Source organism: Arthrobacter sp. NPDC080031 (assembly GCF_040702485.1).
Lineage (GTDB): Bacteria > Actinomycetota > Actinomycetes > Actinomycetales > Micrococcaceae > Arthrobacter.
The window spans coordinates 1-22,664 of the sequence record NZ_JBFBLA010000030.1 but is presented as its reverse complement, the minus strand read 5'-3'; the positions used below and the strand labels follow the sequence as shown (position 1 = coordinate 22,664).

General features: G+C 62.4%; 20 protein-coding genes and 1 pseudogene. 7 read left to right on the top strand and 14 right to left on the bottom strand.

Annotated elements, in window-relative coordinates; genetic code table 11:
- Positions 1-1,185 carry an amidohydrolase family protein gene (locus tag AB0323_RS20320; protein ID WP_366178942.1) on the bottom strand — a complete coding sequence of 395 codons (1,185 nt, stop codon included), beginning with the start codon at positions 1,183-1,185 and terminating at the stop codon, positions 1-3.
- 239 nt (positions 1,186-1,424) lie between these two features.
- Here AB0323_RS20320 and AB0323_RS20315 point away from each other — a divergent pair, with 239 nt between their 5' ends.
- Positions 1,425-2,198 (top strand): FCD domain-containing protein, encoded by a 774-nt coding sequence (locus AB0323_RS20315; RefSeq protein ID WP_366178941.1) that lies wholly within the window; start codon positions 1,425-1,427, stop codon positions 2,196-2,198.
- Positions 2,199-2,250: 52 nt separating this feature from the next.
- Here the strand turns inward: AB0323_RS20315 and AB0323_RS20310 are convergent, their stop codons facing one another.
- Genes AB0323_RS20310 through AB0323_RS20270 form a run of 9 tightly spaced genes read right to left on the bottom strand, consistent with a single transcriptional unit; the run spans position 2,251 to position 11,437 of the window.
- Positions 2,251-3,114, bottom strand: coding sequence for a 3-hydroxyacyl-CoA dehydrogenase family protein (locus AB0323_RS20310; protein WP_366178940.1), 864 nt, complete (start codon positions 3,112-3,114; stop codon positions 2,251-2,253).
- Positions 3,111-3,857 (bottom strand): enoyl-CoA hydratase/isomerase family protein, encoded by a 747-nt coding sequence (locus AB0323_RS20305; RefSeq protein ID WP_366178939.1) that lies wholly within the window; start codon positions 3,855-3,857, stop codon positions 3,111-3,113. The genes AB0323_RS20310 and AB0323_RS20305 overlap by 4 nt, the downstream gene beginning before the upstream one ends.
- Positions 3,858-5,384, bottom strand: a complete 1,527-nt coding sequence (locus tag AB0323_RS20300) for a bifunctional 3-(3-hydroxy-phenyl)propionate/3-hydroxycinnamic acid hydroxylase (RefSeq protein WP_366178938.1) — start codon at positions 5,382-5,384, stop codon at positions 3,858-3,860.
- Positions 5,371-6,150, bottom strand: a complete 780-nt coding sequence (locus AB0323_RS20295; protein WP_366178937.1) for an alpha/beta hydrolase — start codon at positions 6,148-6,150, stop codon at positions 5,371-5,373. Before AB0323_RS20295 ends, AB0323_RS20300 begins: the two co-directional genes overlap by 14 nt.
- Positions 6,150-7,826: a class I adenylate-forming enzyme family protein gene (locus tag AB0323_RS20290; protein WP_366178936.1), complete on the bottom strand. Its 1,677-nt coding sequence runs from the start codon at positions 7,824-7,826 to the stop codon at positions 6,150-6,152. The genes AB0323_RS20295 and AB0323_RS20290 overlap by 1 nt, the downstream gene beginning before the upstream one ends.
- Before the next feature lie 31 nt (positions 7,827-7,857).
- Complete coding sequence (locus tag AB0323_RS20285) at positions 7,858-8,187, bottom strand: 2Fe-2S iron-sulfur cluster-binding protein (RefSeq protein WP_366178935.1); 330 nt, start codon at positions 8,185-8,187, stop codon at positions 7,858-7,860.
- Between the two features lie 12 nt (positions 8,188-8,199).
- A complete protein-coding gene (locus AB0323_RS20280; protein WP_366178934.1) occupies positions 8,200-9,444 on the bottom strand; it encodes an FAD-dependent oxidoreductase in 1,245 nt (414 codons plus the stop codon).
- Positions 9,441-10,625: a thiolase family protein gene (locus AB0323_RS20275; protein WP_366178933.1), complete on the bottom strand. Its 1,185-nt coding sequence runs from the start codon at positions 10,623-10,625 to the stop codon at positions 9,441-9,443. Before AB0323_RS20275 ends, AB0323_RS20280 begins: the two co-directional genes overlap by 4 nt.
- Positions 10,622-11,437, bottom strand: a complete 816-nt coding sequence (locus AB0323_RS20270; protein WP_366178932.1) for an enoyl-CoA hydratase/isomerase family protein — start codon at positions 11,435-11,437, stop codon at positions 10,622-10,624. Before AB0323_RS20270 ends, AB0323_RS20275 begins: the two co-directional genes overlap by 4 nt.
- Before the next feature lie 231 nt (positions 11,438-11,668).
- Here AB0323_RS20270 and AB0323_RS20265 point away from each other — a divergent pair, with 231 nt between their 5' ends.
- The 4 genes from AB0323_RS20265 to AB0323_RS20250 all read left to right on the top strand — a co-directional run bounded on the left by AB0323_RS20265 (position 11,669) and on the right by AB0323_RS20250 (position 16,349).
- A complete protein-coding gene (locus AB0323_RS20265; RefSeq protein WP_366178931.1) occupies positions 11,669-13,255 on the top strand; it encodes an ABC transporter substrate-binding protein in 1,587 nt (528 codons plus the stop codon).
- A gap of 88 nt (positions 13,256-13,343) precedes the next feature.
- A complete protein-coding gene (locus tag AB0323_RS20260) occupies positions 13,344-14,741 on the top strand; it encodes an MFS transporter (protein ID WP_366178930.1) in 1,398 nt (465 codons plus the stop codon).
- Positions 14,742-14,819: 78 nt separating this feature from the next.
- A complete protein-coding gene (locus AB0323_RS20255) occupies positions 14,820-16,046 on the top strand; it encodes an acetyl-CoA C-acyltransferase (protein ID WP_366178929.1) in 1,227 nt (408 codons plus the stop codon).
- An 87-nt stretch (positions 16,047-16,133) separates the two neighbouring features.
- Positions 16,134-16,349 carry a hypothetical protein gene (locus AB0323_RS20250; RefSeq protein ID WP_366178928.1) on the top strand — a complete coding sequence of 72 codons (216 nt, stop codon included), beginning with the start codon at positions 16,134-16,136 and terminating at the stop codon, positions 16,347-16,349.
- Here AB0323_RS20250 and AB0323_RS20245 read toward each other — a convergent pair.
- Both AB0323_RS20245 and AB0323_RS20240 read right to left on the bottom strand, forming a co-directional pair.
- The gene (locus AB0323_RS20245; RefSeq protein WP_366178927.1) at positions 16,342-16,941 is read right to left on the bottom strand and encodes an isochorismatase family protein; all 600 of its coding nucleotides are present in this window, start codon (positions 16,939-16,941) and stop codon (positions 16,342-16,344) included. The genes AB0323_RS20250 and AB0323_RS20245 overlap by 8 nt on opposite strands.
- The gene (locus AB0323_RS20240; protein ID WP_366178926.1) at positions 16,941-17,750 is read right to left on the bottom strand and encodes an SDR family oxidoreductase; all 810 of its coding nucleotides are present in this window, start codon (positions 17,748-17,750) and stop codon (positions 16,941-16,943) included. Before AB0323_RS20240 ends, AB0323_RS20245 begins: the two co-directional genes overlap by 1 nt.
- A gap of 367 nt (positions 17,751-18,117) precedes the next feature.
- Here AB0323_RS20240 and AB0323_RS20235 point away from each other — a divergent pair.
- Positions 18,118-19,355 (top strand): annotated as a pseudogene (locus tag AB0323_RS20235) (IS110 family transposase).
- Positions 19,356-19,525: 170 nt separating this feature from the next.
- Here the strand turns inward: AB0323_RS20235 and AB0323_RS20230 are convergent.
- Together AB0323_RS20230 and AB0323_RS20225 are read right to left on the bottom strand one after the other, a co-directional pair.
- Entirely contained in the window at positions 19,526-20,497 is a 972-nt protein-coding gene (locus AB0323_RS20230) for a nuclear transport factor 2 family protein (protein WP_366178925.1), read from the bottom strand.
- 1 nt (position 20,498) lies between these two features.
- Positions 20,499-21,518 carry an LLM class oxidoreductase gene (locus AB0323_RS20225; protein WP_366178924.1) on the bottom strand — a complete coding sequence of 340 codons (1,020 nt, stop codon included), beginning with the start codon at positions 21,516-21,518 and terminating at the stop codon, positions 20,499-20,501.
- 64 nt (positions 21,519-21,582) lie between these two features.
- On the opposite strand from AB0323_RS20225, the gene AB0323_RS20220 reads away from it, so the two are divergent.
- On the top strand, positions 21,583-21,936 hold the full coding sequence (locus tag AB0323_RS20220; RefSeq protein WP_366178923.1) for a MerR family transcriptional regulator: 354 nt from the start codon (positions 21,583-21,585) through the stop codon (positions 21,934-21,936).
- The last annotated feature ends 728 nt before the right edge of the window (positions 21,937-22,664 follow it).

The window sequence follows — 22,664 nt, the reverse complement described above, 5'->3', positions numbered from 1 at the left end:
TCAGTCCTCCTGTTCGGCGAAGTACTGGGGCGCCGTCGTCTTCCGCACGAGGCTGATGGTGCCGGAGAGCGGGTCGGCAAGGAACTTTTCACGTTCGTCATCATTGGCATCGCGGGGCCGTTCAGACGGCAGCCCATATAGCTCGATGGCGTTTCCGGCCAGCACTTGCTCTTTACGGTCACGACCCAGCTGGCGCATCACCCATGTTGGGCTGTCGAAGTCGTAATGCGGATAGTCGCTCGAGAACATCAGCACCTTGCTGGCATCAAGCCAATCCATGGCCTTGGCCAGGTGCTGGTGGTTCTTCGGTTCTTCCAGTGGTTGCGTGGTGAAGCGCACCGATTCGGCTACGTATTCGGAGGGACGCCGGCGACAATCCGTGAGCTCGCCGCGCATCCGCTCCCAGACCTTGTCCAGACGCCACAGGAACGGCGCCGCCCAGCTGAAACCACCCTCGACGTTGACGAATTTCAGACCGGGGTACTTGTCCAGCACGCCCTCGAACACGATGCTTGCCATGTTCGACATGAAGTACAGCGGCCACTGGGTAAAGGTCTCCATGTGGTAGCCGGCGAAACCCGTCGGCGTGAGGTTATACATGCCGGGGCGACCCGTCACATGCATGGCGATGGGTAGGCCCGCCCGCTCGGCCGCCTCATAGATCGGGTGGAACTGCGGGTTGCCGAGCGGAACAGGATCCTCGGGAACGATGTACACCTGGCCGATATGCGGGTGTCCCGCCCACTTTTCGATCTCGCGCGCGGCTGCGATGGGATCGTGCGTCGAAACGCGGATCGAACCTCGGTAACGGCCGTGCCAGTTGTGCCTACCCAGCCACGTGTCGGCCATCCATTCGTTGTGGGCAGCGAACACTGCGCTATCAAGCTGTGGATTATGGAACTTGGTCTTCGGCTGAAGGAAGATCAGGAAAGCATAGTCCACGCCGGCTTCCACCAGCACCTGCCGGCGGAGGAAGTCCGGATCACTGCCCGGAGCGCCGCCAGCAGGCGGGATCGAGTCCGAGCGGGTGGTGGTTGCGGGCGGGGTGTACAGCGAAGAGTTCTGGTCGAATTCTTCGATGTCCTTGAGGAAGTGTCGGCTTCGGTAGGGCTCGGCCACGTAGTCGACCAGTTCCCGCAGGGGGACGATTGGGTGGGTGTCGCAGTCCACGACGCCAACCTGCATATTCGCAGCGGTGCCGGTACTCAGTCCGGTTCCGGCAGTCGTCGTTGCTTTCATAGAGTGCACGCCTCTGCTCATTCTTGTCGGCAGGACCCGGGGTTGGAATCCTCTTATTCGTTAAGATGATTGTGCTGTATGATTTGGAATGGGTCAAGCAAAAACTCAAGAAAGGTCATAAGATATAGCTAATTGAACTGATAAGATTTTGCCCCCAGATTCGCCAACAGATTGCAGGTCGCTCGATGAACGCCCCTTTGACGGTCACGAACCAAGCTCCCGCAGAGCGAAAATACGGGACGTCCATACAAATCCCGAAGGCCGCGGAAATCGTCTCCGCTTCCCTTCGAAACCAGATCATCCGCGGAGAGATCGTCACCGGCCAAAGCCTGCCCTCGGAATCCGTGCTCATGCAGCAGTTCGGGATCTCGCGCCCAACACTGCGCGAAGCAGTGCGGATCCTCGAATCAGAGCACCTGGTCACCGTTCGCCGGGGTGCCCGTGGTGGCGCCGTCGTGCACGAGCCGTCCTCCGATCTCGCCGCGCGCCATGCCGCCTTGGTGCTGCAGTTCCGGGGAGCAACGCTCGCGGACATCTACCAGGCACGGGAGATTTTCGAGCCCGCGTGCGTACGGATGGTTGCAGAGAAATGCACCCAGGAGCACATCGAGCTGCTGCGCGCCGTTCTTGAGAACGAACAGCTGGGCGAGCAAGAAGTGCACGACCTCTCCAAGAAGGTGGGATTCCACCGCACCTTGGTCCAGCTCAGCGGCAACCAGACCCTCATTCTGATCAGCGACCTTCTCCGCGACATCATGCTCAAAGCCGCCGTGAAGGAACACCAGCTCAGCGTGGATCATGGCAGCGCACTCAAGCAGCACGCCGAGGTGATTGGCCTGCTCGAACACCATGAAGGCGAGGCAGCCCAGGAACTTTGGAGCAAGCACCTGAAACGCACCACCGAGCGGGTGCTCAAGCAGTTGGGTGGCAGCACCACCGTGCTCGATGTCTTGAGCTGACGAACCCGCCCCAACAATGGCCAAAGCGTTCAGGTGTTGGCCACTGCGCAGGCTACGAGGTCCAGTCGAAGAAGCCGCGTCCCGATTTACGTCCCAGATGTCCCTGGTCAACCATCGTGCGCATCAGCGCCGGCGCCGTGAACCGCTCACCGAGCTCGGCGGCAAGGTAATCGGCAATTCCAAGGCGCACATCCAAGCCCACGAGGTCCGTGAGGCGAAGCGGTCCCACCGGGAATCTATAGCCGAGCACCATGGCGCGGTCTATGTCCTCCGCAGAAGCCACTCCCTCCTCAAGCATCCGGACGGCTTCAAGGCCGACCGCCACACCGAGCCGGCTTGAGGCAAATCCAGGCGAATCACGGACAACGATTGGCTCTTTGCCTAGGGACCGAACGAACAGCAAAGCCGCGTCCACAGCATGGTCCTCGGTGTTCTCGCAGCGCACCACTTCCACCAACTGGCTCGACGGCACGGGATTGAAAAAATGCATGCCCAGCAAGCGCCCGGGAAGGGCCGCATTCCGGGCAATCGATGAAATCGCGATGCTGCTGGTGTTGCTCGCAAGAATCGCGTCCCCATGGGCCGAATCCGAGATCGTCCGCCACGTTTCGTGTTTCAACGAAGGGATTTCCGGAACCGCCTCGATTATGAGGCCCGCATGGCCGAGGCGGTCGAGCCCCTCGGTCACCGACAGCCGCCCGAGGACTTCATCCATCGGTTCCTCGAGCCGCCCCCGATCGAAAGACTGCCGGACCATACGGACAATCCGCTCGCGTCCGGCCGCGGCCGCGGCCGCAGAGACCTCCCGCACCTCAACCGTGTTTCCTGCGGTCAGGAAGGCATGTGCGATGCCGGCACCCATGGTGCCGGCTCCCACGACTGCTACCGGGCTATCAGCGTTCACTGCATTACTCATTTCTTCTCCTTGCGACGTGCGAGGAATCGATCCATCCGCTGGTCCTTCTCCTCCGACTCGAACAACACAGCCTGCGCTGCCAGATCGAAACGAAGGGTTCCTTCGCCGCCGGCCAGGCGCAAGGCAGACTTGGTGAATTCAAGGGCCTGCCACGACGAGCGGAGCATGCGGGACGCGAGCGCACCGGCCGCGTCCAGCACCTCTTCCGGTATCGCCAGTTCGTCCACAAGGCCAGACGCGAGGGCTTGTTCGGCGTCGAGTTGTTCCCCGGCAAGGAGCATGCGGCGGGCGGTCTGCAGCCCGACTACCTGGGCCAGGCGCCAGTTCGCCCCCGCACCGGCAAGGATGCCGAGTTGCGGCTCCGGTTGGGCGAAGCGGGCCCGTTTGCTCGCGACTCTGAAATCGCATGCGAGGGCCAGTTCGCAACCGCCGCCGATTGCGGGGCCGTCCACCGCGGCGATGACCGGCCATCGGTGGGCCGCAATCCGGTCGAAGAGATGGGCGTTGATTCCTTCTAGTGCATCGTTTGACCTGCGGTCCCGCAGCTGGGCAATGTCCGCACCGGCAACAAAGATGCCGGGTGTGGTCGAGTGGATGACGAGGATGGACGGTTCATGCCGAAGGCTGTCCAGGACGGCCGCCAGTTCGGCAACAAGCTCCGCATCGATCGCGTTGTGCTTCCCGGGGCGATTGATGCCAATGCGGATTACATCGCCTGCCCGGTGGACGTCGATGAGCGCCACCTAGACCTCCGCGAGATCGGCGCGGCTGAGGATGCCCTCGAGGGTGTCGCGCGCGCTCTCGGCCGACGCCCCGGACGAGAGGACGTAGCGGTCCGGCCTGACGACGATGACGTGTGCATTGGCGCGTGCGAGTGCGCTTTCAAAGAACGCGTCCGCGAGCCCGTCGCCCACAACGGCAACGTGTGCTCCGGCAACATCCTGCCACCAATCCCGGTCCGGTATGTCTGCCTCGGATGCGGCAACCACAAGGAACCGGCTGCCGATGAGGTCATCTAGCCGTGGTTCGTCGGGCTCCGCTGCAGCTTGCCCAAAGAGCCTGCCGCCGCCCTCGAGAACGAGCCGTCCCGGCGCGAGATGCGGGAGGGAAAAGGGCATCCGCTGTTCAATCGGCCGCGGGTCCACCGCGTAGGCTTCATCACGGGCGCGGGCCTTGTCCACATCCTGGGTGGAGATGACGGCACCAAAGTCCACCACCGCCGTCGTGATGGCGGCAACATGTTCCCGACGTTCCTCGACGTAGCTGTCCAAGAGGGCGTCAGCGGCCGGTCCGGTGAGATTTTCGCGGACCACCAGCGCCAGCTTCCAGGCAAGGTTGACGGCATCACGCAGGCCGGAGCACATGCCTTGGCCCAGGAACGGAGGCATCTGGTGGGCAGCATCGCCGGCAATCAGCACGCGGCCGCGACGCCACGACCGGGCGACGAGCCCGTGGAAGGTGTACGTGGCGGCCCGTTCCACATCGACCTGGCTGATGTCGAGCCAGTCGCTCAGGAGGTGCGCAACCGAAGCAGGCTGTTGCACCTCGACCGGGTCCTCGTCGGCACGAAGCTGCAGCTCGAAGCGGTAGCGGTTACCAGGCATGGGGATCGCCGTGTGTGGTCGGGCGGGATCGCACACGTGAACGGCGTGGCTTGGCAGACAGTCGATCGATTCGGGCAGGTTGAGGTCGACAACGAGCCAGTGCTCGTCGAAGTCGTAGGACTGGAGCTCGAGTCCCGCCGATTCCCGGACTGTACTGGAGGCACCGTCGCAGCCCACCAGCCATCGCGCCTGCTCGGTCATGGACACGCCGCCCTCGCCCTCCAGACCGAGCACCACTCCTTCATCGCTCTGCTCGATCGATACAAGGCGGGCTGGAATACGGGCCGAAATATTGGGATGTTCGAGCGCGCGCCGACGCAAGGCGGTGTCCAAGGTTGGTTGGTGGAAATACATGCTTGCCGGGAGGCCCGAGATGCTCCCCTGGTCACCGGGGATCCGCATGAGCGGAACACCGTCCCCGCTGCGGAACTCGAGGCCGGGGTTGGGAATCATTCCGGGCAGCAGTTCGTCGAGCAGGCCGATCTGTTGAAGGGTGCGAAGCCCCATGTGATCTATGTGCGCGGCCCGCGGCAGAGCGAAAACAGTTTCCGATTGCTCGATGAGCAGCACATGGAGGCCCTGGCACGCCAGCAGTGTGGCGAGGGCCGAACCCACGGGACCCGCTCCGACGATCGCGACGTCGCGAAGGGGCTTATGCGGCTTCATGGGCGGTTCCTTCGGCTCGGCGGATGACCTCGGCGAGGAGGGCATCTTTCTGGTCAAGCGGCACATAGTGGCCGCAGTCATCCAGGATCACGAGTTCCGCCCCCTCAAAAAGCCGCACGCATTCTGCGCTCACCTCCGTGGAGACGATCGTGTCGTTGGCCCCATGGATGAACGTGCTGGGCACGGTCCACCGCTGCGAAACGGTGGTTGGTTCAAACTCCGCCAGCAGTTCGGTACCGGCGATCGCCGCGTCCAGCCGGGTGGACCCGTACATGTGTCCAAGCCACGCCAAGGTTGCGTCGCTCTGCTTGCGGTGGCAGATCGTGGTGACGGACCGCTGGGCGAACAGGGGCCAGTCGCGTTTGATGGCCCGGCGCATGCGATCGTAGGGGGCGCCTGCGGCGGTTGGCACTCCAATACTTACGATGCCTCCCACGCGTGCATAGTCCTCGAGCGAAAGAAGCACCGCTGCGCCGAGGGCGAATCCCACAACAGTGACGCCGTTCAGGTCCAACTCGTCCAAGAGGTCCTTCATGTCCCCGGCATGCCTTGACAGCGTGTAGGGTCCCGCGACGTCGGAGGAGGCGCCATAGCCGGCCAGCGCCGGTGTGATGACTTCATATCCGGCGTCAACCAGGTCCTGCTCCAGATACAGCCACGCGGTGCGGTCCAGGCACCAACCGTGTACCAAGAGAACGGCGGGTCCGGTACCGCGCTGTCCGTAAACAAGGCCGCTGCGGGCCCTGCGGATGTCCGTATTTTCCATTAGGCCGTCTCCTCCACCATCGTTGCGAGGGCACGTTCCCTCATGACCTTCGGCTGTACCTTGCCCACATGATCCCGGGGCAGGGCGTCGATGAACTCAAGCCGTCGCGGATACTTGTATGGCGAGAGCGTCTGCTTGACCTTGTTCTGCAGCTCGGCCCGGAGGTCGTCGGAGGGGCTCACGCCGTCTTTGACCACCACGAACGCGGAGACAATTTCCTGTCGTACTGGATCCGGAAGCCCAATCACGACGACCTCGCGGACCGACGGGTGGGTGGAGAGCACGTTTTCGACTTCCCCGGGAGAGATTTTGTTTCCGTTGCTACTGATCATGAAGTCGGTTCGGCCAAGGTACGCATAGCCGTTGCCGTCCCGTTGAATGAGGTCATCGACAATCACCCAACCTTCGCGCACGTCCTCCCGCTGCTTCTCGGACAGACGCCAGTACGTCAGTCCCGAGACGCCCCGCACGGCCATTTGTCCGACGTCGTTCCCGGCAGTCGCGGCGGGTGCGCCGTTCGCGGACCCCGGAACGAGGGTCCGGACTTCGTAGCCGGGGGCTGCGTCGCCCAGTGACCCTCGCGGTGTCTCGAGACCCAGCCCCGGAACCAGCACCCATGTTGCGAAGGCGGTGGATCCAAAGTTGTTGAGCAGGGTGATCCCGCGTTCCTTCCACCAATCGAAGACATCGGAGGACGACGAGGACTGCCACATGGCAAAACCGTTCACGAGGCTGCCCGGCGGGCCATCCGCAGTCCCTGCTTCGATCGCGTTCATCATGGCAATCCAGGTGGCCGTGATCGCGGTGAACGTCGTGACCTTGTGGGTCCGCATGGCTTCCAGCAACTGGCCGGCATCAGTGAACTTCTCCACCATGACCACGGCGGCACCGTGGAGGAGCGTGAAGTTGGTGTGGTAAATCATGCCAAGCGCGTGGCCGATGGGAGCGGCGGCCATCCAGCGCTGCCCGGGAGCCGTCTCGCGGGCCAGGCCCAGCGCCCCGCCGGCAAGCAGGAACCGCCGCTGCGTGTGATAGCAGCCTTTCGGACGTCCCGTGGTTCCTCCGGTGTGCCACACGATCGCCACGGTATCGGGATCCACGGGCGGGAGCGGTTCGTCGCCGCTTGTGCCCAGCAAAGCTTCCCAGTCCAGGACGCGGGATTCGCTCCCCCTGTTGTCGAGGCCGATGACGTGACGCACGCCGGCCCGCGTGGTTTCCTCGAGCACCATGTCCAGGTCCGGGGCGCCGGCCTCGACGATGATGGCGGCAGGTTCCGTGTCCTCAAGGTAGAAGGCAAGTTCCGAGGCCCGTGACAGGACCGGAACGGGCACAACGACGGCACCCAGCTTCCACACGCCAAGTGCGGCAATGAGGAGCTCGGGTCGGTTGCCCCCTCTGAGTGCGACCCTCTCGCCGGGACGGATACCCAAGGTGCGCAGGGCCCGGGCAGCTTGGGTGCTGAGCTCGGCAAGCTCCCTGTACGTGATGCTACGACTGGATTCGTGATGGATGATCGCGATGTCATCACCCCGTCCGTCGCGCACATGGGCGTCACTGAGGGCTTCACCTAGGTTGGGGCCCGGTGTTTCTAACACCTCGAGGTAGTCAGGCTGCTCCTCAGGCGGTACAAGCCATTCGGCAGGAAGCGTATCGAGGAGCGGATAGATGTCGTGCACGGGTGCCTCCACGGCGTTGGGGGGACGGGTTTCAGTACTGCGATTCGGGTATGCCGAACCGGCACCCGGCCAGCTCGGGAGTCGCACGGATTTGGCAGCTAAGGCGACTGCGTGGTTCGCGGGGGGAAGCCGTCGCGTCAAGCATGGCGTCTTCCAGATCGCTCATGGCCGGCAAGTGGCCGGTAAATTCCTCGTCGACATACAGATGGCAAGTGGCGCAGTTGAGTTGGCCCCCGCATTCGCCGTCTACGCCCGGCACGCCAGCTGAGACCGCGGCGTCACGAATGGATTGCTCAAGCTCGACCTCCAGCTCTTCCTGACCACCGTCTGCATGGTCGAAGTGGACCGTGATGCTCATCATGTTTCCTAACTCTCAAACGGACATGGCCGGGATGGCCTGCTTCAGGGGTATGCAGGTGTCGGTGGCGGCCTCGACGTCGATCGTCGCTCCGATCATCGCGCGGGCCGCTACGTGATCCGCGGGACTGCCAACGGACTCGGCCGCGACGAGCCGGTGCTCGGCGTCGACGTGCAAGAGTGAAAACACTCCGGATCCGGGCTCTCCTCTTTGCAGTTCGCGGGTTCCCTCGCGGAGCAGCCCGGCCATCTGCATCTTGAAGCTGTATTGCTCGGTCCAGAACCAGGGCACGGAGTCATACTCCGCGGACGCGCCGGCGACGACGGCACCTGCGGTCCGTCCTTGGTCGGTAGCGTTCTGCACCGATTCCAGCCGCAACGGAGCGGAGCCTTGGGCAAAACGTGTCTTGAAGGAGGCACAGTCCCCCATCGCATAGACGTCCGGCGCATTCGTACGCATCGAGGAATCGACATTGATGCCACCGGAAACGATCTGGAGACCGGTTTGTTGGGCAAGTTCGGTCCGGGCAACAGCCCCGACACCAACGATCACTAGATCGGCGGGCAGGAGCGCCCCCGAACCCAGTCGGACCGCCTTGACACTTCCGTTGGCGCCTTCGAAGGCGGCGCAAGCTGCGCCGGTGTGGATACGCACTCCGTGGGTGGCATGCATGTCGGCAAGGAACGCGGCTGCTGACGGCGACAGTGCCCTGCCCATGATGCGCGGAGCGGCTTCAAGCACATCGACGGATTTACCGAGGGTCCGAAGGGTCGCGCCGATCTCAAGGCCAATGAATCCGGCACCAACGATCACGACCGACTCCGCCGAGTCGAGCCGTTCCCGCAGCGCGAACGCGTCTTCGATAGTGGAAACACTCAACACTCCGTCGAGCTCGGCCCCGGGCACCGGAAGAGCCCGGGGTCGGGAACCGGTGGCCAGCGCCAAGGCCTTGAAATCCAGCCTCGACGAACCATCCATCGTCAGCATCCTTGAGCCGAGGTCGATATCCGTGACGATGGTCCCAGTCATCAATTCGATGCCGTTGCGGGTATAGAACGCCTCGCCCTTGAGGGCGATCCCGGACGGCTCCGCCCCGGTCTCGAGGAAGCTCTTTGACAGGGCGGGCCGCTCGTACGGTGCGTAGGATTCCGAGGAAACGATGGTGATGGGGCCGGCCCAGCCTCCACGACGCGCGGCTTCGGCCATCGAGACTGCCCCGTATGAGGCACCGACGATTGCGAGTCGCTGGGAGCCGTTCATGATGCCATCCTGTGGGACGCGTCGCTGGCGAGCACAGTAATCGCGATTGAGGCGGTGTCGTTCAGGGCGTAACCTCCGGCGTTCTCGGCGACACCTATGCGGGCGTCGGGCACCTGGCGTTGGCCCGCCTCACCCCTCAGTTGCTGCACGAGTTCGATGATCTGGGCACCACCTGTAGCCGCCACCGGATGGCCCCTGGATTCCAGGCCCCCGCTCGTATTGACAGGGATCCTGCCGCCCAGATGCGTCTCGCCGTCCAAGATCATCCGCGTGCCTTGGCCGGGCTCACACAGTCCCAGTTCCTCGTAGGCAAGGAGTTCGTTGAAGGCCACGGAATCGTGGACCTCGGCAACGTCAATGTCTCGAGGTCCAATGCCGGCTCGTCGGTAGGCGCGGTTGGCAGCGTACGCGATGCTGGACCCTTCGCCCCCGCCCATGGCAATGGCAGAAGCGAGCAACCACACCGTGCGCCCGCCTATGGCCCGATCGGCGCTGGTGACCACGAGGGCGGATGCGCCGTCGCCGATGGGCGCGCACATCAGGGTCGTCAGGGGCTCGGTCACCATCCGGGCGGAAAGGACATCTTCGGTGGTGATGGCGTCGGTGTACTGCGCCTGCGGGTTAAGGGCAGCATTGCTACGGTTCTTCACGGCGACTTGCGCAAGAGCCATGGGATCAAGTCCCCATTTCGCCTTGTACGCTTGCAGCCGCTGCGGGTAGATGCTCGAAACAAACGCACTGCCCCGCGCGGCGTCGATTCCTGTCGCTTCAAACGTGGGCACGTCGATCGCACCATTAAGTGCGCGGAACGCCAGGGTTCTGTCCTCGGAGTAGAGTTTTTCGACGCCGAAAACCAGTACGGTTTTCGCCTCGCCTGCCGCAATTGCCTGGGCTGCCAGTGACAATGCGCTCGAAGATCCGGCACATGCGTTATCCACATTGAAGACGGGGATCGAGGAGAATCCGTAAGGGCGGAGCACCGACTGGCCCACGACGCAGACCTGGCCCGTGGTGATCGATGCCATGGCGTTGGCGGCAAACACCATGTCGATCTCGGCAATTTCGACGCCTGCATCGGCAAGTGCCAAGTCAATTGCATCGGCAGCGAGGGTGTGCAGGGGCGTGTCGATGTACTTGCCGAACTTGGTCATGCCGACGCCGATGATCGCGGAGGCGGTCATGAGCGCGAAACCCCGTATTTGGCCACGAAAGCCTCGACGCCGGGGATGAAGTTCCCGCGACGCATGGCGTCCCAGTGGACGGACTGATCGAAGGCAAGGGCAGCCTCGAGCGGGAGTTCGGATCCTATATGGACCGACCGCTTGGCGGCGTGTACTCCGATGCGGCCGGCCTTTCGGGCAACCTCCGCCGCGAATCGCTCCGCAGCCTCTTGGGCCGTTCCGTCGTCGATAAGGCGGTCGACGAGGCCCACGGTCAAGGCGCGTCCGGGGTTGACAGGTTTGGCATCCAGGATGAGGTCCAGCGCCCGGCTCGCCCCGCACAGCCTGGTCAGGAACTGCGCACCGCCACCGCCGGTCGGCATTGCACCGAAGAGGTCCATTTCCGGGACGCTCAGCTGGATCTTGTCGTTGGCTGCGCAGAACCGCAGGTCGCATGCCGCGGCGAGCTCAAGGCCACCGGCGACTACGTGACCGTCGAGGGCAGCGATGACCAGGGCCGGCATCCTGCGAATCTCCATGCAGACCTCGCGGAAGTCGTCCATGGTCGTATTGAAGGCCTCCAGCAGGCCGCCCGTACCGTTCTCCTGAACCATGGCAGCCATCCATGCGGCATCGGCGCCGGCAGAGAAGACCCGCAGGCTGCTCGCCAGCACCACTGCGCTTACCTCGGGGTCGGCCGAGGCGGCGGCGATCGCCGCACGAAGCTCCGTCAGCAGCTCAGGATTGATGGCGTTGACTGGGGCAAGCTGCATGGTCCAAATCTCATAGCCCTCGCGCTTGGTGACAGTCAGGGCGGATTCGCTCTCGGTCATGTACGTGCACCTTCGATCGTAGGCATTAACTTCTAAATCAGTAAGCTAATTGAACTATATAGATCGTTGCCGGTCAAGAAGATCGCACTGGAGCTTCGCCACCCGGGAGTTCTGGGCCTTCTCGTGAGACAACCCTAGATTTTCATATAGATCATTGCTATCTTTCTCAAAAGCTTCTGTCCTCTGCCACGGGGCAAAGGCATCTACTCGACGATGAGAAAGAGCGTCCACATGACAAATCGACAGCACCGACGGCTCAAAGGTGCCCTGGCCGCATCCGTGGCCGGGCTCCTGGCATTGAGCTTGGCCTCATGTTCCTCCGACGCGGCGGCCACCCCCTCAAGTGGACCGACGGGCGATCCCGTCCATGGCGGTTCGTTCACCTACTTGTCCTTTAACGAGTCCGCGGGCCTGGACCCGATCAAGATGCATTTCGGCAACCAAAGCGGTGATACCGATCAGGGCGAAGCAATCTTCGACACCCTGATGTACCAGGACACCAGCGGAAGACCCGTCATGAAGACCGCCGAATCACTCACCTCCGATGACGGCGTGCACTGGGACCTGACCATTAAGAAAGGCATTGCCTTCACCGACGGAACCCCGTACGACGCCGCCGCCGTCAAGTTCAACTGGGAACGCATGGCCGATCCGGCGAACGGCGCCCCCAACGCAGCCGGCATGGCAAACGTGGCGGGCCTGGCTATCAAGAGTGACCTGGTCCTGTCCATAACGCTCTCGAAGCAGTACCGTTCCTTCCCCCAGACCGTCGCCCGCTACTTGTCAATGATCGGATCCCCCACCGCCATCAAGGCGCTCGGCAAGGACTTCGCGATCAAGCCCGTCGGAGCCGGGCCGTTCATGGTCCAGAGCTGGACCAGGGACAGCGAGCTGCGCCTCGTCCGTAACCCCAAATACTGGCAGGAAGGCATGCCCTACCTCGACTCCATGAACATCCGGCAGGTCTCCGATGAGGAACAACGCCTGAACACCTTCACCGCCGGGCAAGCCGATGCTGCCATGGCCGGCCCCAGCACACCTTCGGCCAAACGAGCGGCGGACCAAGGCGCCCAGGTCTTCACGAAGCCCTACGGCGGCGGCATCAACATGATCTTCAACACCCGGGTCGCACCGTTCAACGACGCCGAAGCGCGCAAAGGGGTGGCCATGGCCCTCGACCTCGGCCAACTGAACGAGGTCATCAGTCAGGGCACCAGCCCGGCCCCGACCACCATGTTTGTCGACGGGACCCCGTTCTACGAACCCGACGTGAAGTTCCTCTCCGCCCAGCAAAACAAGGCGCAAGCACAGCAGTTGTTCAACGACTACGCCGCCAGGACCGGCGGCCCCGTCAAGTTCAAGCTGACTTCCACCACCGTCCTGCAGCAAGCCTTCGAACTCATCCAGGCACAACTCTCAAGCTACAAAAACGTCGAGGTCACCTTCCAGGCGATCCAGAACACAGCCCTGGCCCCGGCCCTTGTCTCCCATGACTTCCAAGCCGTCAGCTACGCAGCCTACGGCGACGACTTCGAACCCACGCTCTACAACCAGTACTACAGCACCGGCAAACAGAACTGGTCAGGCATCAACGACCCCGTCCTCGACAAGGCCCTGGACCAAGGCCGCAACACGGCCGATCCGGCCCAGCGCAAAGCCGCCTACAAAACCGCGCAGGAACGTCTCGTGGCCCTCGTACCGGACGTCTTCGTTGAACGGTACGAATTCAACTACATGTTCAGCCCGAAGGTCGGAGGCTTCCAAGCCCCCTCCAGCGGCGTCCAATGGGAAAAGGTCTGGCTAGCGAAAAACCAATAACACCCACGCACCAGTAGACCAACACAGGCTGGCAGGGGCCCGGGAACTCCCGGACCCCTGCCACTGAACACACCGGAACCCACGCCCTATGACACTCCTCGAACACACCAGGACGCCGCGGCGCACCCAGGGTCTCGCCATCATCACTCTGACCTACTCGGCAGCCATCGTCTCCATCATGCAGACTCTGGCCTTGCCGCTCGTCCCGCTTATGCCCAGTTTGTTTCACGAATCCATCTCGGCAAGCTCCTGGGCTGCGACCGGCGCCACGCTTGCCGGGGCGATTGCCAACCCTGTCCTCGGGCGCGCCGGAGAGATCTATGGGAAGAAACGGGTGATGCTCCTGGCGCTCGGCTCCCTCACGGTCGGATCCGTGCTCTGCGCAATTGCGTGGAATTTGCCCATACTCATCGCGGGCCGCGTCCTTCAAGGCGTCGCCGTGGGATGCATCGCCCTCGCACTGGGGATCGCCCGTGAATCACTCTCGGGGAAAAACATAGCCACCGCCACAGCGTCGATCGGCGCCATGATGGGAGTCGGAGCCGGCATCGGCGTGCCGATGGCCGGCGTCCTCGTCCAAGCGGGCGACTGGCGAAGTATCTTCTGGGTGTCCGCAGGCCTCGGCATCCTCGGCATGTCCACTACGGCGGTATTCGTACCTGCCGGCCCCCGGGGCCTAGGGCGTCTGGACATCGTGGGGTCCCTGGGCGTGGCCCTCGCGGCAGCACTGCTCCTCACAGCAGTTACCTATTCCACGGAGTGGGGGTTCTCAAGCCCGGTTTTCATCGTCGTATGCTGCCTGATCCCAGTCATAGGCATTCCATGGGTCATCCACCAGCGAAGTGCGCTTGACCCAGTGGTTGATCTCCGACTCCTGGCACGTCCGCAGGTGGCACGGCTCCACGTTCTGGGCCTGCTTGTCGGATTCACGATGTTTGGCAATTTCGCATCGGCCATACAAGTTGTGGTCTTCCCCAAGCCCGGCTTCGGAGGCGATCTCCTCATGGCCGGGCTGCTCATGCTTCCCGCAACCACAATCGGGCTCCTGCTGATCGGTCCCGTGGCAGTGATGACGCGACGGCTGGGCAGCCGCACGGTACTGGTCTGTGCATTGCTGTTCTCGATCACGGGCAACGTGGCCCGCGCCCTCTGGCCGGAACAGCCTTGGCAACTGGCCATCGGCTTCGCACTGGTTTCCGTTGGCACCTCCATGGCTTTCGCCACTATTCCCATGCTCCTGGCCCCTCACCTTCCACCCGGCACCACATCGGCGGTCAACGGTGTCAACAACCTGTTCAGGCAGATCGGTTCCTCCCTTGGGAACTCCGTCAACGCCGCGGTCATTTCGGCCGCAGCAGTCCTCGGCGCGGCCGCCACAGCGCTTGCCTTTAATCTGCTCGCCTTTGCAGGAGCCGCGGCCATGGGCATCGGGCTCCTCCTGGCACTCCTGAGCTCCTCTATACCCGGCCAGCGTCCATCCGAGTGAGCCGCATGGGCATGCCGGCTGATCCGGCGTACCGGTCAGCCGCGTTCCCGCTAACCAACAACATTGATTGGAAACACAATGCCTGAGGCCTTCCTGATCGGCGGCGTCCGCACCCCTGTCGGCCGCTACGGCGGCGCACTGTCCTCTGTCCGCCCTGACGACCTTGCGGCACTCACAGTGCGTGCCGCCGTCGAACGCACCGGTTTAGACCCGGAGGTGGTGGATGAGGTCATCCTCGGCAATGCCAACGGCGCGGGTGAAGAAAACCGCAATGTAGCGAGGATGGCCTGGCTGCTGAACGGATACCCGGACTACGTTCCCGGCATCACAGTAAACCGTCTTTGTGCCTCCGGCCTGAGCGCGGTGATCATGGCTGGCCACATGGTGAAGGCGGGGGCCGCCGAGGTTGTAATCGCCGGCGGCGTGGAATCGATGAGCCGCGCCCCGTGGGTGATGGAGAAACCAGACAAGCCCTTCGCCAAACCCGGAGCCGCTTTCGACACCTCCATTGGCTGGCGTTTCGTCAATCCCGCGTTTATGAAAGGGCCGCTCTCTCATGCAGGAAAGGCGGCCTTCTCCATGCCCGAGACAGCCGAGGAAGTGGCCCGCGTCTACGGCACCACGCGGGATGACTGCGACGCTTTCGCGGTTCGCTCCCACGAGCGCGCCCTGGCCGCCATTGATGCCGGCCGCTTTAACGCGGAAATCGTGCCCGTCACGATTACGGGCCGCAAGCGCGCAGAGACGGTGGTCGGCACAGATGAAGGACCTCGCCCCGGCACCACCATGGACGTCCTTTCCGGCCTGCGTTCTGTGGTCCAAGGTGGTTCGGTGGTGACCGCCGGCAACGCCTCATCGCTCAACGACGGTGCATCCGCTATCATCGTCGCCTCCGAGGCGGCGGTCAAGAAGTACGGGCTGACTCCACGGGCGCGGATTCTGGGCGGCGGTTCGGCGGGCGTTTCGCCCGAACTCATGGGCATCGGCCCGGTTCCGGCCACACTCAAGGTCCTTGACCGCGCAGGGGTCTCCGTCAACAGCCTCGGCGCGGTGGAACTCAACGAGGCCTTCGCTTCCCAATCGCTCGCTGTGATGCGCGATCTCCGGCTTGCGGAGGAAAGAGTAAATGCCGACGGCGGCGCAATCGCGTTGGGCCATCCTCTCGGCTCGTCTGGTTCCCGGCTTGTGGTCACACTGCTGGGGCGCATAGAACGCGAATTGGCCGGCGAGGCACGCAAGCTGGGTCTTGCCACCATGTGCGTCGGCGTGGGCCAAGGCACCGCCATCCTGCTGGAGGGGATCTGACAACGCCGTGGGGATTGGCGCTGGCCCCCCCGAATCGCAAGCCAAGTGTGACAATATGCAGCAACTTTTAGGCAGGTGAAGCTACCCATGTACCAGTATCAAAAGTGGAGCCGGCTCCTCGGGTCCACAGTGGAAATTCGACAGAACGGCAAAACCATTCGAGTTGGAATGGTCGACCAGGCAATGGCCGATGATTCGGCCCTCTGGCTGGCAGCTGACGGAGTCGAAGGACGTGCACTTATTGAGGCGGCCGCAGAATTCGAGGTCTGGGTTAAGTCTGAGGTTTTCTACTCACTCAAGTAGGGGCATTCATGCGGGTCGTGGCATGTTTCCGGCCCCGTCCGAGCGCCTCGGCGACGTGATCGGCCGTGCGGATACGCGCGAGGACGGGAAGCCTGTGACGGCATGCAGCTTCGTGGGCCTCTGAGGTAAATGCCGCCGTCGCGTCCTCGACGACTACCACGTTAAATCCCAGGTCATAGGCCTGCCGCACAGTGGCTTCGACGCCGAAGTCCGTCGCGATGCCGCAGATCAGCACGGTATCGATGCCCCGCCCCCGCAAATTATTGTCCAGGTGGGTTTCGTGGAAGGCACCCCACCTCGGCTTGGCAACGACGACATCCCCTTCGCGTGGGCCGAGCGCTTCGGGCCACGTCCGATCGTCCGGACCCACCGGGATGGGCGGCACAGATGAGTCGGTGAGCTGCTCGGCCCGGGCGGACCCGCCCGGTTCTACAAGGACCACCATTGCACCTTCCCGCCTGCACGCGTTGGCGACCTGGACGCAGGCACCGAGCACAGTGCGCCCATCGCGGGGGGAGGTATCAAGCCGGACAATGAACGGCAGCATATCTATGATGAGGAGGGCCGTCGTTGACGGGCTCAATGTATCCATTAGAACTCCAGTGTAGGATATGGGCCGCCATTGATGCGGACGAGTTCACCGTTCACGCCGGAGGAGGCCGGACCGGCCAAGAAAGCAATAACGGAGGCAATCTCGTCCGTCTCCATCCATCGCCCGGCGCCGGTGTGCTGCTCAAGCCCTTCGCTTGAATCAGCCGCCAGGCCACCGGGAACGACCACAGGTGCTCCTCTGTCGGGTACGAAACCGCTCCGTTTGACGCGCGTAATCCCAGGACTGACCGCGTTGACACGGACCCCCCGCCGCGCAGCCTCGAACGCGAGGGCCTTGGTCAGCGGGACCACACCCCCCTTCGCTGCCGCCTGGACACTGTAGCCATGGATTGGATCGAAGGCGGCATCGGCAGACATGTTGACGATGCCGCCCGAGCCTTGGGGATACATGATGGCAAGAGCTTGCTGGCAACAGAAGAAGGTGCCCCGGAGGTTCACCCCCACAACCCTGTCCCACTCCTGCGGGGTCACACCCAACGTATCGCCGCGCCACGAGTAGCCCCCAACGTGAGCGGCCGCGTCGAGGCGTCCAAATTCTTGGTGAACGGTTTCGTATGCTGCCACGATCGAGTCGTAGTCGCCCAGATCTAAGGTGACTTCCAAAGCGCGGGCACCGGCCAACTCCACCTCACCTGAAGTCGATGCATTGCCTTCGACATGGACATCAAGGCACGCGACTCCGGTTGCCCCGGCAGCAGCGAATTTGAGTGCTGTGGCTCGTCCGATGCCACTTGCAGCTCCGGTGACGAGGGCGAACCACGGCTGTTGCTGAGGAGTTGACGGCTGCATCGGAATGCTCCTATCCGCGCTCGGTTTGCATCTATGCAATACGGAGCGCTGTGGGAAATGGTTGCCGGACGGTTCGCCTGGCTGAACAAGGCCTCCCGCATCAGCTCACCAGTGATGACGTTTATCAGTTAGATAATAGTGATCATATAGGGGAACTTGCAATGGCAGGACTTCCGGCGGAAATGGAAAACCGTCGGCTGTATCCGCTTATCGAACTACTCTCGTTTTTCCTATAGATCATTGCTATCTTTATGGAAGCTTCTGTCCGCCAACGCGACGGACCAAAGGCATCTGCTCAACGATGACCCTGCCCTCCCCGCGACGGACATCAGTGATGGTCCTGTTTGATATGGAGGAGGAAGTAGCCATGGAAGTCGTCCATGTCCGTTGTGCCGGGCTCGACATCTCCAAGAGGGACGCAAAGGTCTGTGTCCGGATCGCCGCGTCAGGGCGTCGCAAAACAACCGAGACAGTGACGACCTGGGCCTCGATGACCAACCAGATCCTCGCATTGCGAGAACACCTTGCCGCTGAGAGGGTCACCTGTGTGGTGATGGAAGCGACCGGAGACTACTGGAAGCCCTTCTACTACCTGCTCGAAGACCTGCCGGGCGTCGAGGTGATGTTGGTCAACGCCCGGCACGTGAAGAATCTTCCAGGCCGCAAAACCGATGTCTCCGACGCCACCTGGCTAGCTCAGCTCGGTGCGCACGGCCTGGTGCGCGGTTCGTTTGTTCCACCGGAGCCGATCCGTAGATTACGGGACCTGACCAGGGCCCGGACCGCGATCACCCGTGAACGAGGCCGTGAGATCCAGCGGCTCGAGAAACTCCTCGAAGACGCCGGGATCAAACTCTCCGCGGTGGCCTCCGACATCACCGGTGTTTCCGGACGGCTGATGCTCGAGTCCCTGATCGAGGGCCAGCGCGACCCCTCCGTCCTCGCGGACCTGGCCAAGCGACGGCTGCGCTCGAAGATCCCGGAGCTGATCGAGGCGCTGACCGGCCAGTTCAGCGAGCACCACGCGTTCCTCGCCCAGGTGCATTGGACCTGATCGACCGGCACTCGGCCGCGATCGAGGACATCACCGCGCGTATCCAAGCGGTGATCAAACCCCTTCAAGGATTCCGAGAGCTGATCACCACCATTCCCGGCATCAGCGTCTTGACCGCCGACGTGATCATCGCCGAAATCGGAGGGGACATGTCCAGATTCCCCACACCCGGCCACCTTGCATCCTGGGCCGGCACGACCCCGGGCAGTAACGAGTCCGCTGGACGGGTCAAATCCACCAGGACCCGTCCAGGCAACCCCTACCTCCAAGGAGCCCTTGGCGCCGCGGCAATGGCCTGTGCACAGAACCCGACAACCTACCTCGGCGCCCGATACCGTCGGATCGCTTCCCGGCGGGGTCCGCAGAAGGCAAACGTCGCGATCCAGCACACAATGCTCGTCTCGATATGGCACATGGGCATGGACGGGACCCTCTACGAGGACCCCGGCAGCGATTTCTACACCCGTTTACAGCCGGAACGGGCAAAGAGCCGGGCAGTCCACCAGCTCGAAACCATGGGCTACCAAGTGACCCTCGACCGCGTTAGCTGACCGCAGCAGCGGACTCTGACGCGAATTCAATCTTCGCGTCAGAGCCAAACTAAGAGCCCCCTGTCGGATTCGAACCGACGACCCCCGCTGTCATCGGTGCGTTCATAAGTGTTCCTCACGGTTGGGCCGGGCCTGCGGGGTCTTGGCCTGATCGGATGCCCGGCGGCCGGCTACTGAGAGACGTTCTCCCGGGCGGTGTTGGTCCATCCAGGGAAGTAGCGCAACCATTCGAACTTCCAGACGCCATCTTCCAATCTGAGGCGGCTTTCGTACCTCGCCCCGAAAATCGGGGCGTCCAAGGTCTCCAATGTCGGCATGAACGGCACGACGCGGTAGATGTCCATGGTTGCGTTGGTCCCCTGGATGTCCACAGTGAAGTTCGAGGCCGCGTGCTGCATGTAAGGCTGGCCAATTCGGAGCGCCTTTAGGGAACCTATAATTTCCCGGCGTCCCTCCATGTTTCCGAACGGCACCATGTCGGCTCTGGCATCGTCCGTGAAGGCGGATGCCATGAGCTCGAAGTCGGCCTGGTCAAGTCCCCAGGCATACCGGATGTACGCTTCACTCACCAGTTGCTCGGGGCTCTTTCCGGCATCCGGGCTCGGCACTGCCCGCCAAGGAGCGTCGAGCTCACTCACGATCAGCGGTTCTGACGGACCACCTGAGGATGCGCTTTCAAGGGACCAGGCTGGGACATGATCAGCGTTACCATGGTGCCAATCGAGAGTGAAACTGAGACGCGTTATCCGCCATCCGTCTTTTGTCAGGGCATACGTCACGATGTAGTGCCCGCCAAAGAGGAACGCGTTGAGGCTGCCATCAACATTCGGCGTGGCCAGGGTGCCGAGCAGGTAGGCGCTTTGCTGGCCGTGGTCCTGTTCGAGGGCAATGTACGGATTGGTGATGCGGTACCGGACGATGTGCAACGGTGGAGCCATGCGCGTCAGAGCGGAAGCGATACTCGATGCTCCGCGGAATTGCCCTAAGTGGCTGAAACTTGCCTCCGCGTCGGGCGTGAAACTAAATTCGAGTTTCTCTGTGTCACCGGCTTCCATAGCCGTATGCAGGTCAGTGATAAGCCTCGAAACGGAATCGTAGGACGAGGTTGCAATATCTGTGGTCGGAGCGTTACGGGGCTGCATCCTAGGCGCTCACCTTTGCTGCGGTTACCGGTGTTCCAGCGGGGAAGTGCGGCAGGATATATTCGCCGAATTCCTGGATGACGTCGGCTACCGGACGGCGGCTGTGTTTGAAATTGATCATCAACTGGTCGATGCCGATACTCTCCCAGGCTTTGAGGAACTTGAGCAGAGGCTCGCGTCCGAGGGACAGCCCCTGGTGGATAGCACGCGGCATGGCCTTCGGGTTTTCAGACAGGTCGATATACGTTGCCTGGTTGAAGGGCTTATACCCGGCCTCCCCACGATGGGCTGTAAGACGGCGCCACTGCTGGATATTCAGCTCCTGCTGCTCAGGCGGCAACGTGTAAAACAGCCACCCGTCGGCATTTTGGGCTATCCATTCCAATTCCTGGCGTCCCCGGCCAGTCATAAAGACGGGAAGCCTCGAGTGGGTTGGCTTAGGCAGCAGGTCCGTTCCGCGCATTGCGCCCAATGATGAGGCAACCTCGGGAAAGCGGTTCTCCGTAACCTGTCGCAGAACGGACAGGGACTCGCGGAAACGCTCGCCCCGGCTTTCATGGTCGACACCATAGGCCGGGAACTCAACTGCCCGGTCACCGGTGGCCACACCGAGAAGGAGCCGCCCGCCCGAAAGGTGGTCGATGCTGGACGCAGCCTTCGCAGTGTCCAATGGGTGGCGAAGCGGCAGCACCACACTGGACGTTCCGAGACTGATGCGTTCTGTCTTGGCGGCAAGATAACCGAGGTACGCCCAGGTGTCGAAGACCTGACCGGTATCTCCGAAGCTCGGGTCAAGCAGCGGGACATCGCGCACCCAAACGGTTGCAAATCCGGCCTTCTCCGCGTCCTGGATCAGACCGGCATGGTTCTCCAGCCCTGGAACAGGACCGTCAAAGCCTTCCAACGGAGTGATCACACCAATGGTCATGCCATCGGGGCGAAAAGCGGCGGCCAGGCCGGGGTGTTCTGACCATGGGCGGGGAGCAGCGCCGACTACGTCGACTGATGTTGGGGTATCCATGTCCACTACTGTAAAGTTTGACGTTGACGTTAAGGTCAAGCTCATATCTGGAGGGATACATCACATGCGCATCGGAGACCTCGCCCGCGAGTCCGGCGTGACAACCAGGCAGTTGCGCTACTACGAAGAGCAGGACCTCCTGCACCCCATCCGGTCGTCAAACAATTACCGGGAGTATGCCGAGGAGTCCGTACAGCAGGTACAGCAAATCCGCGGCCTTCTCGATGCGGGTCTTCCCACCCGCCTCATCCGGCTGCTCCTGCCCTGTGTGCAGGGGCCGGCGGCGGAATTACCGCCACAGCCGAACAGCGAGATGGCCGGCCTGCTGCGGACGGAACTCGAAAATCTGCAGGCCCGCATTGAGTTTCTCTCGCACAGTAAGAATGAGATTGAATGCTATTTGAAAAGGGTTGTGTGAGCCGGGCCTGAACGGCCTCGGAAGCTTCAGGCCACAGTCGCCGCCAGCACCTTACCCGGTAGCACCGCTCCAGCCCCGCTTCTCAGGGGCTCCAACTCCCAAGCAGAAGATGGGCGACAACCGTGAACGTCCTTACGTGGCAACGAGGCTGGGTTCGCCGCCAGGGGCGTGCTTGACGTAGAAGTGGCAACGATTCGTCGGGCACTTGAACTGACAATGCATTGCTTCGACGCGAGTGTCGCCCGCAGATCCCGGGAGGCATCTCAGCATGACCACGGGCGGGTGGCCAACACGGGTTGCCGGAACGCCAATGATGTAACCAGTCTATGTGCAGCCACTGCAACTCCGCCGGCATGGCTGGAGACATTACGGCTACTGTCAGGCCGCCGAACACAGCAAGAAGATCATCCTCTCCATTGCAGCAGATCAGTATCGGTATTCAGGGGTCGGCCTATTGAGGGCCCGGAGAACAGCAAGCCATAATGCACCGAGCCTGTTCAGCAAAGCCCTCTCTAAAAGCAGCCATCTATATGATCGTTGGCGACCGGAACCCGTTCGCGGCCCCTCACATGCGCCAAGCCCTTATCGATGCAGTGATGTATGTCTCGGACCTGCAGCTTGACCTTAACGTCAACGTCAAAGTTTAGGCTTGTGGGTATGAGCGAGTAATGCACGAACGAATGCTGAATCACGTTCGGTGTCATCACTCTCCCTGGAGGGTTCCATGA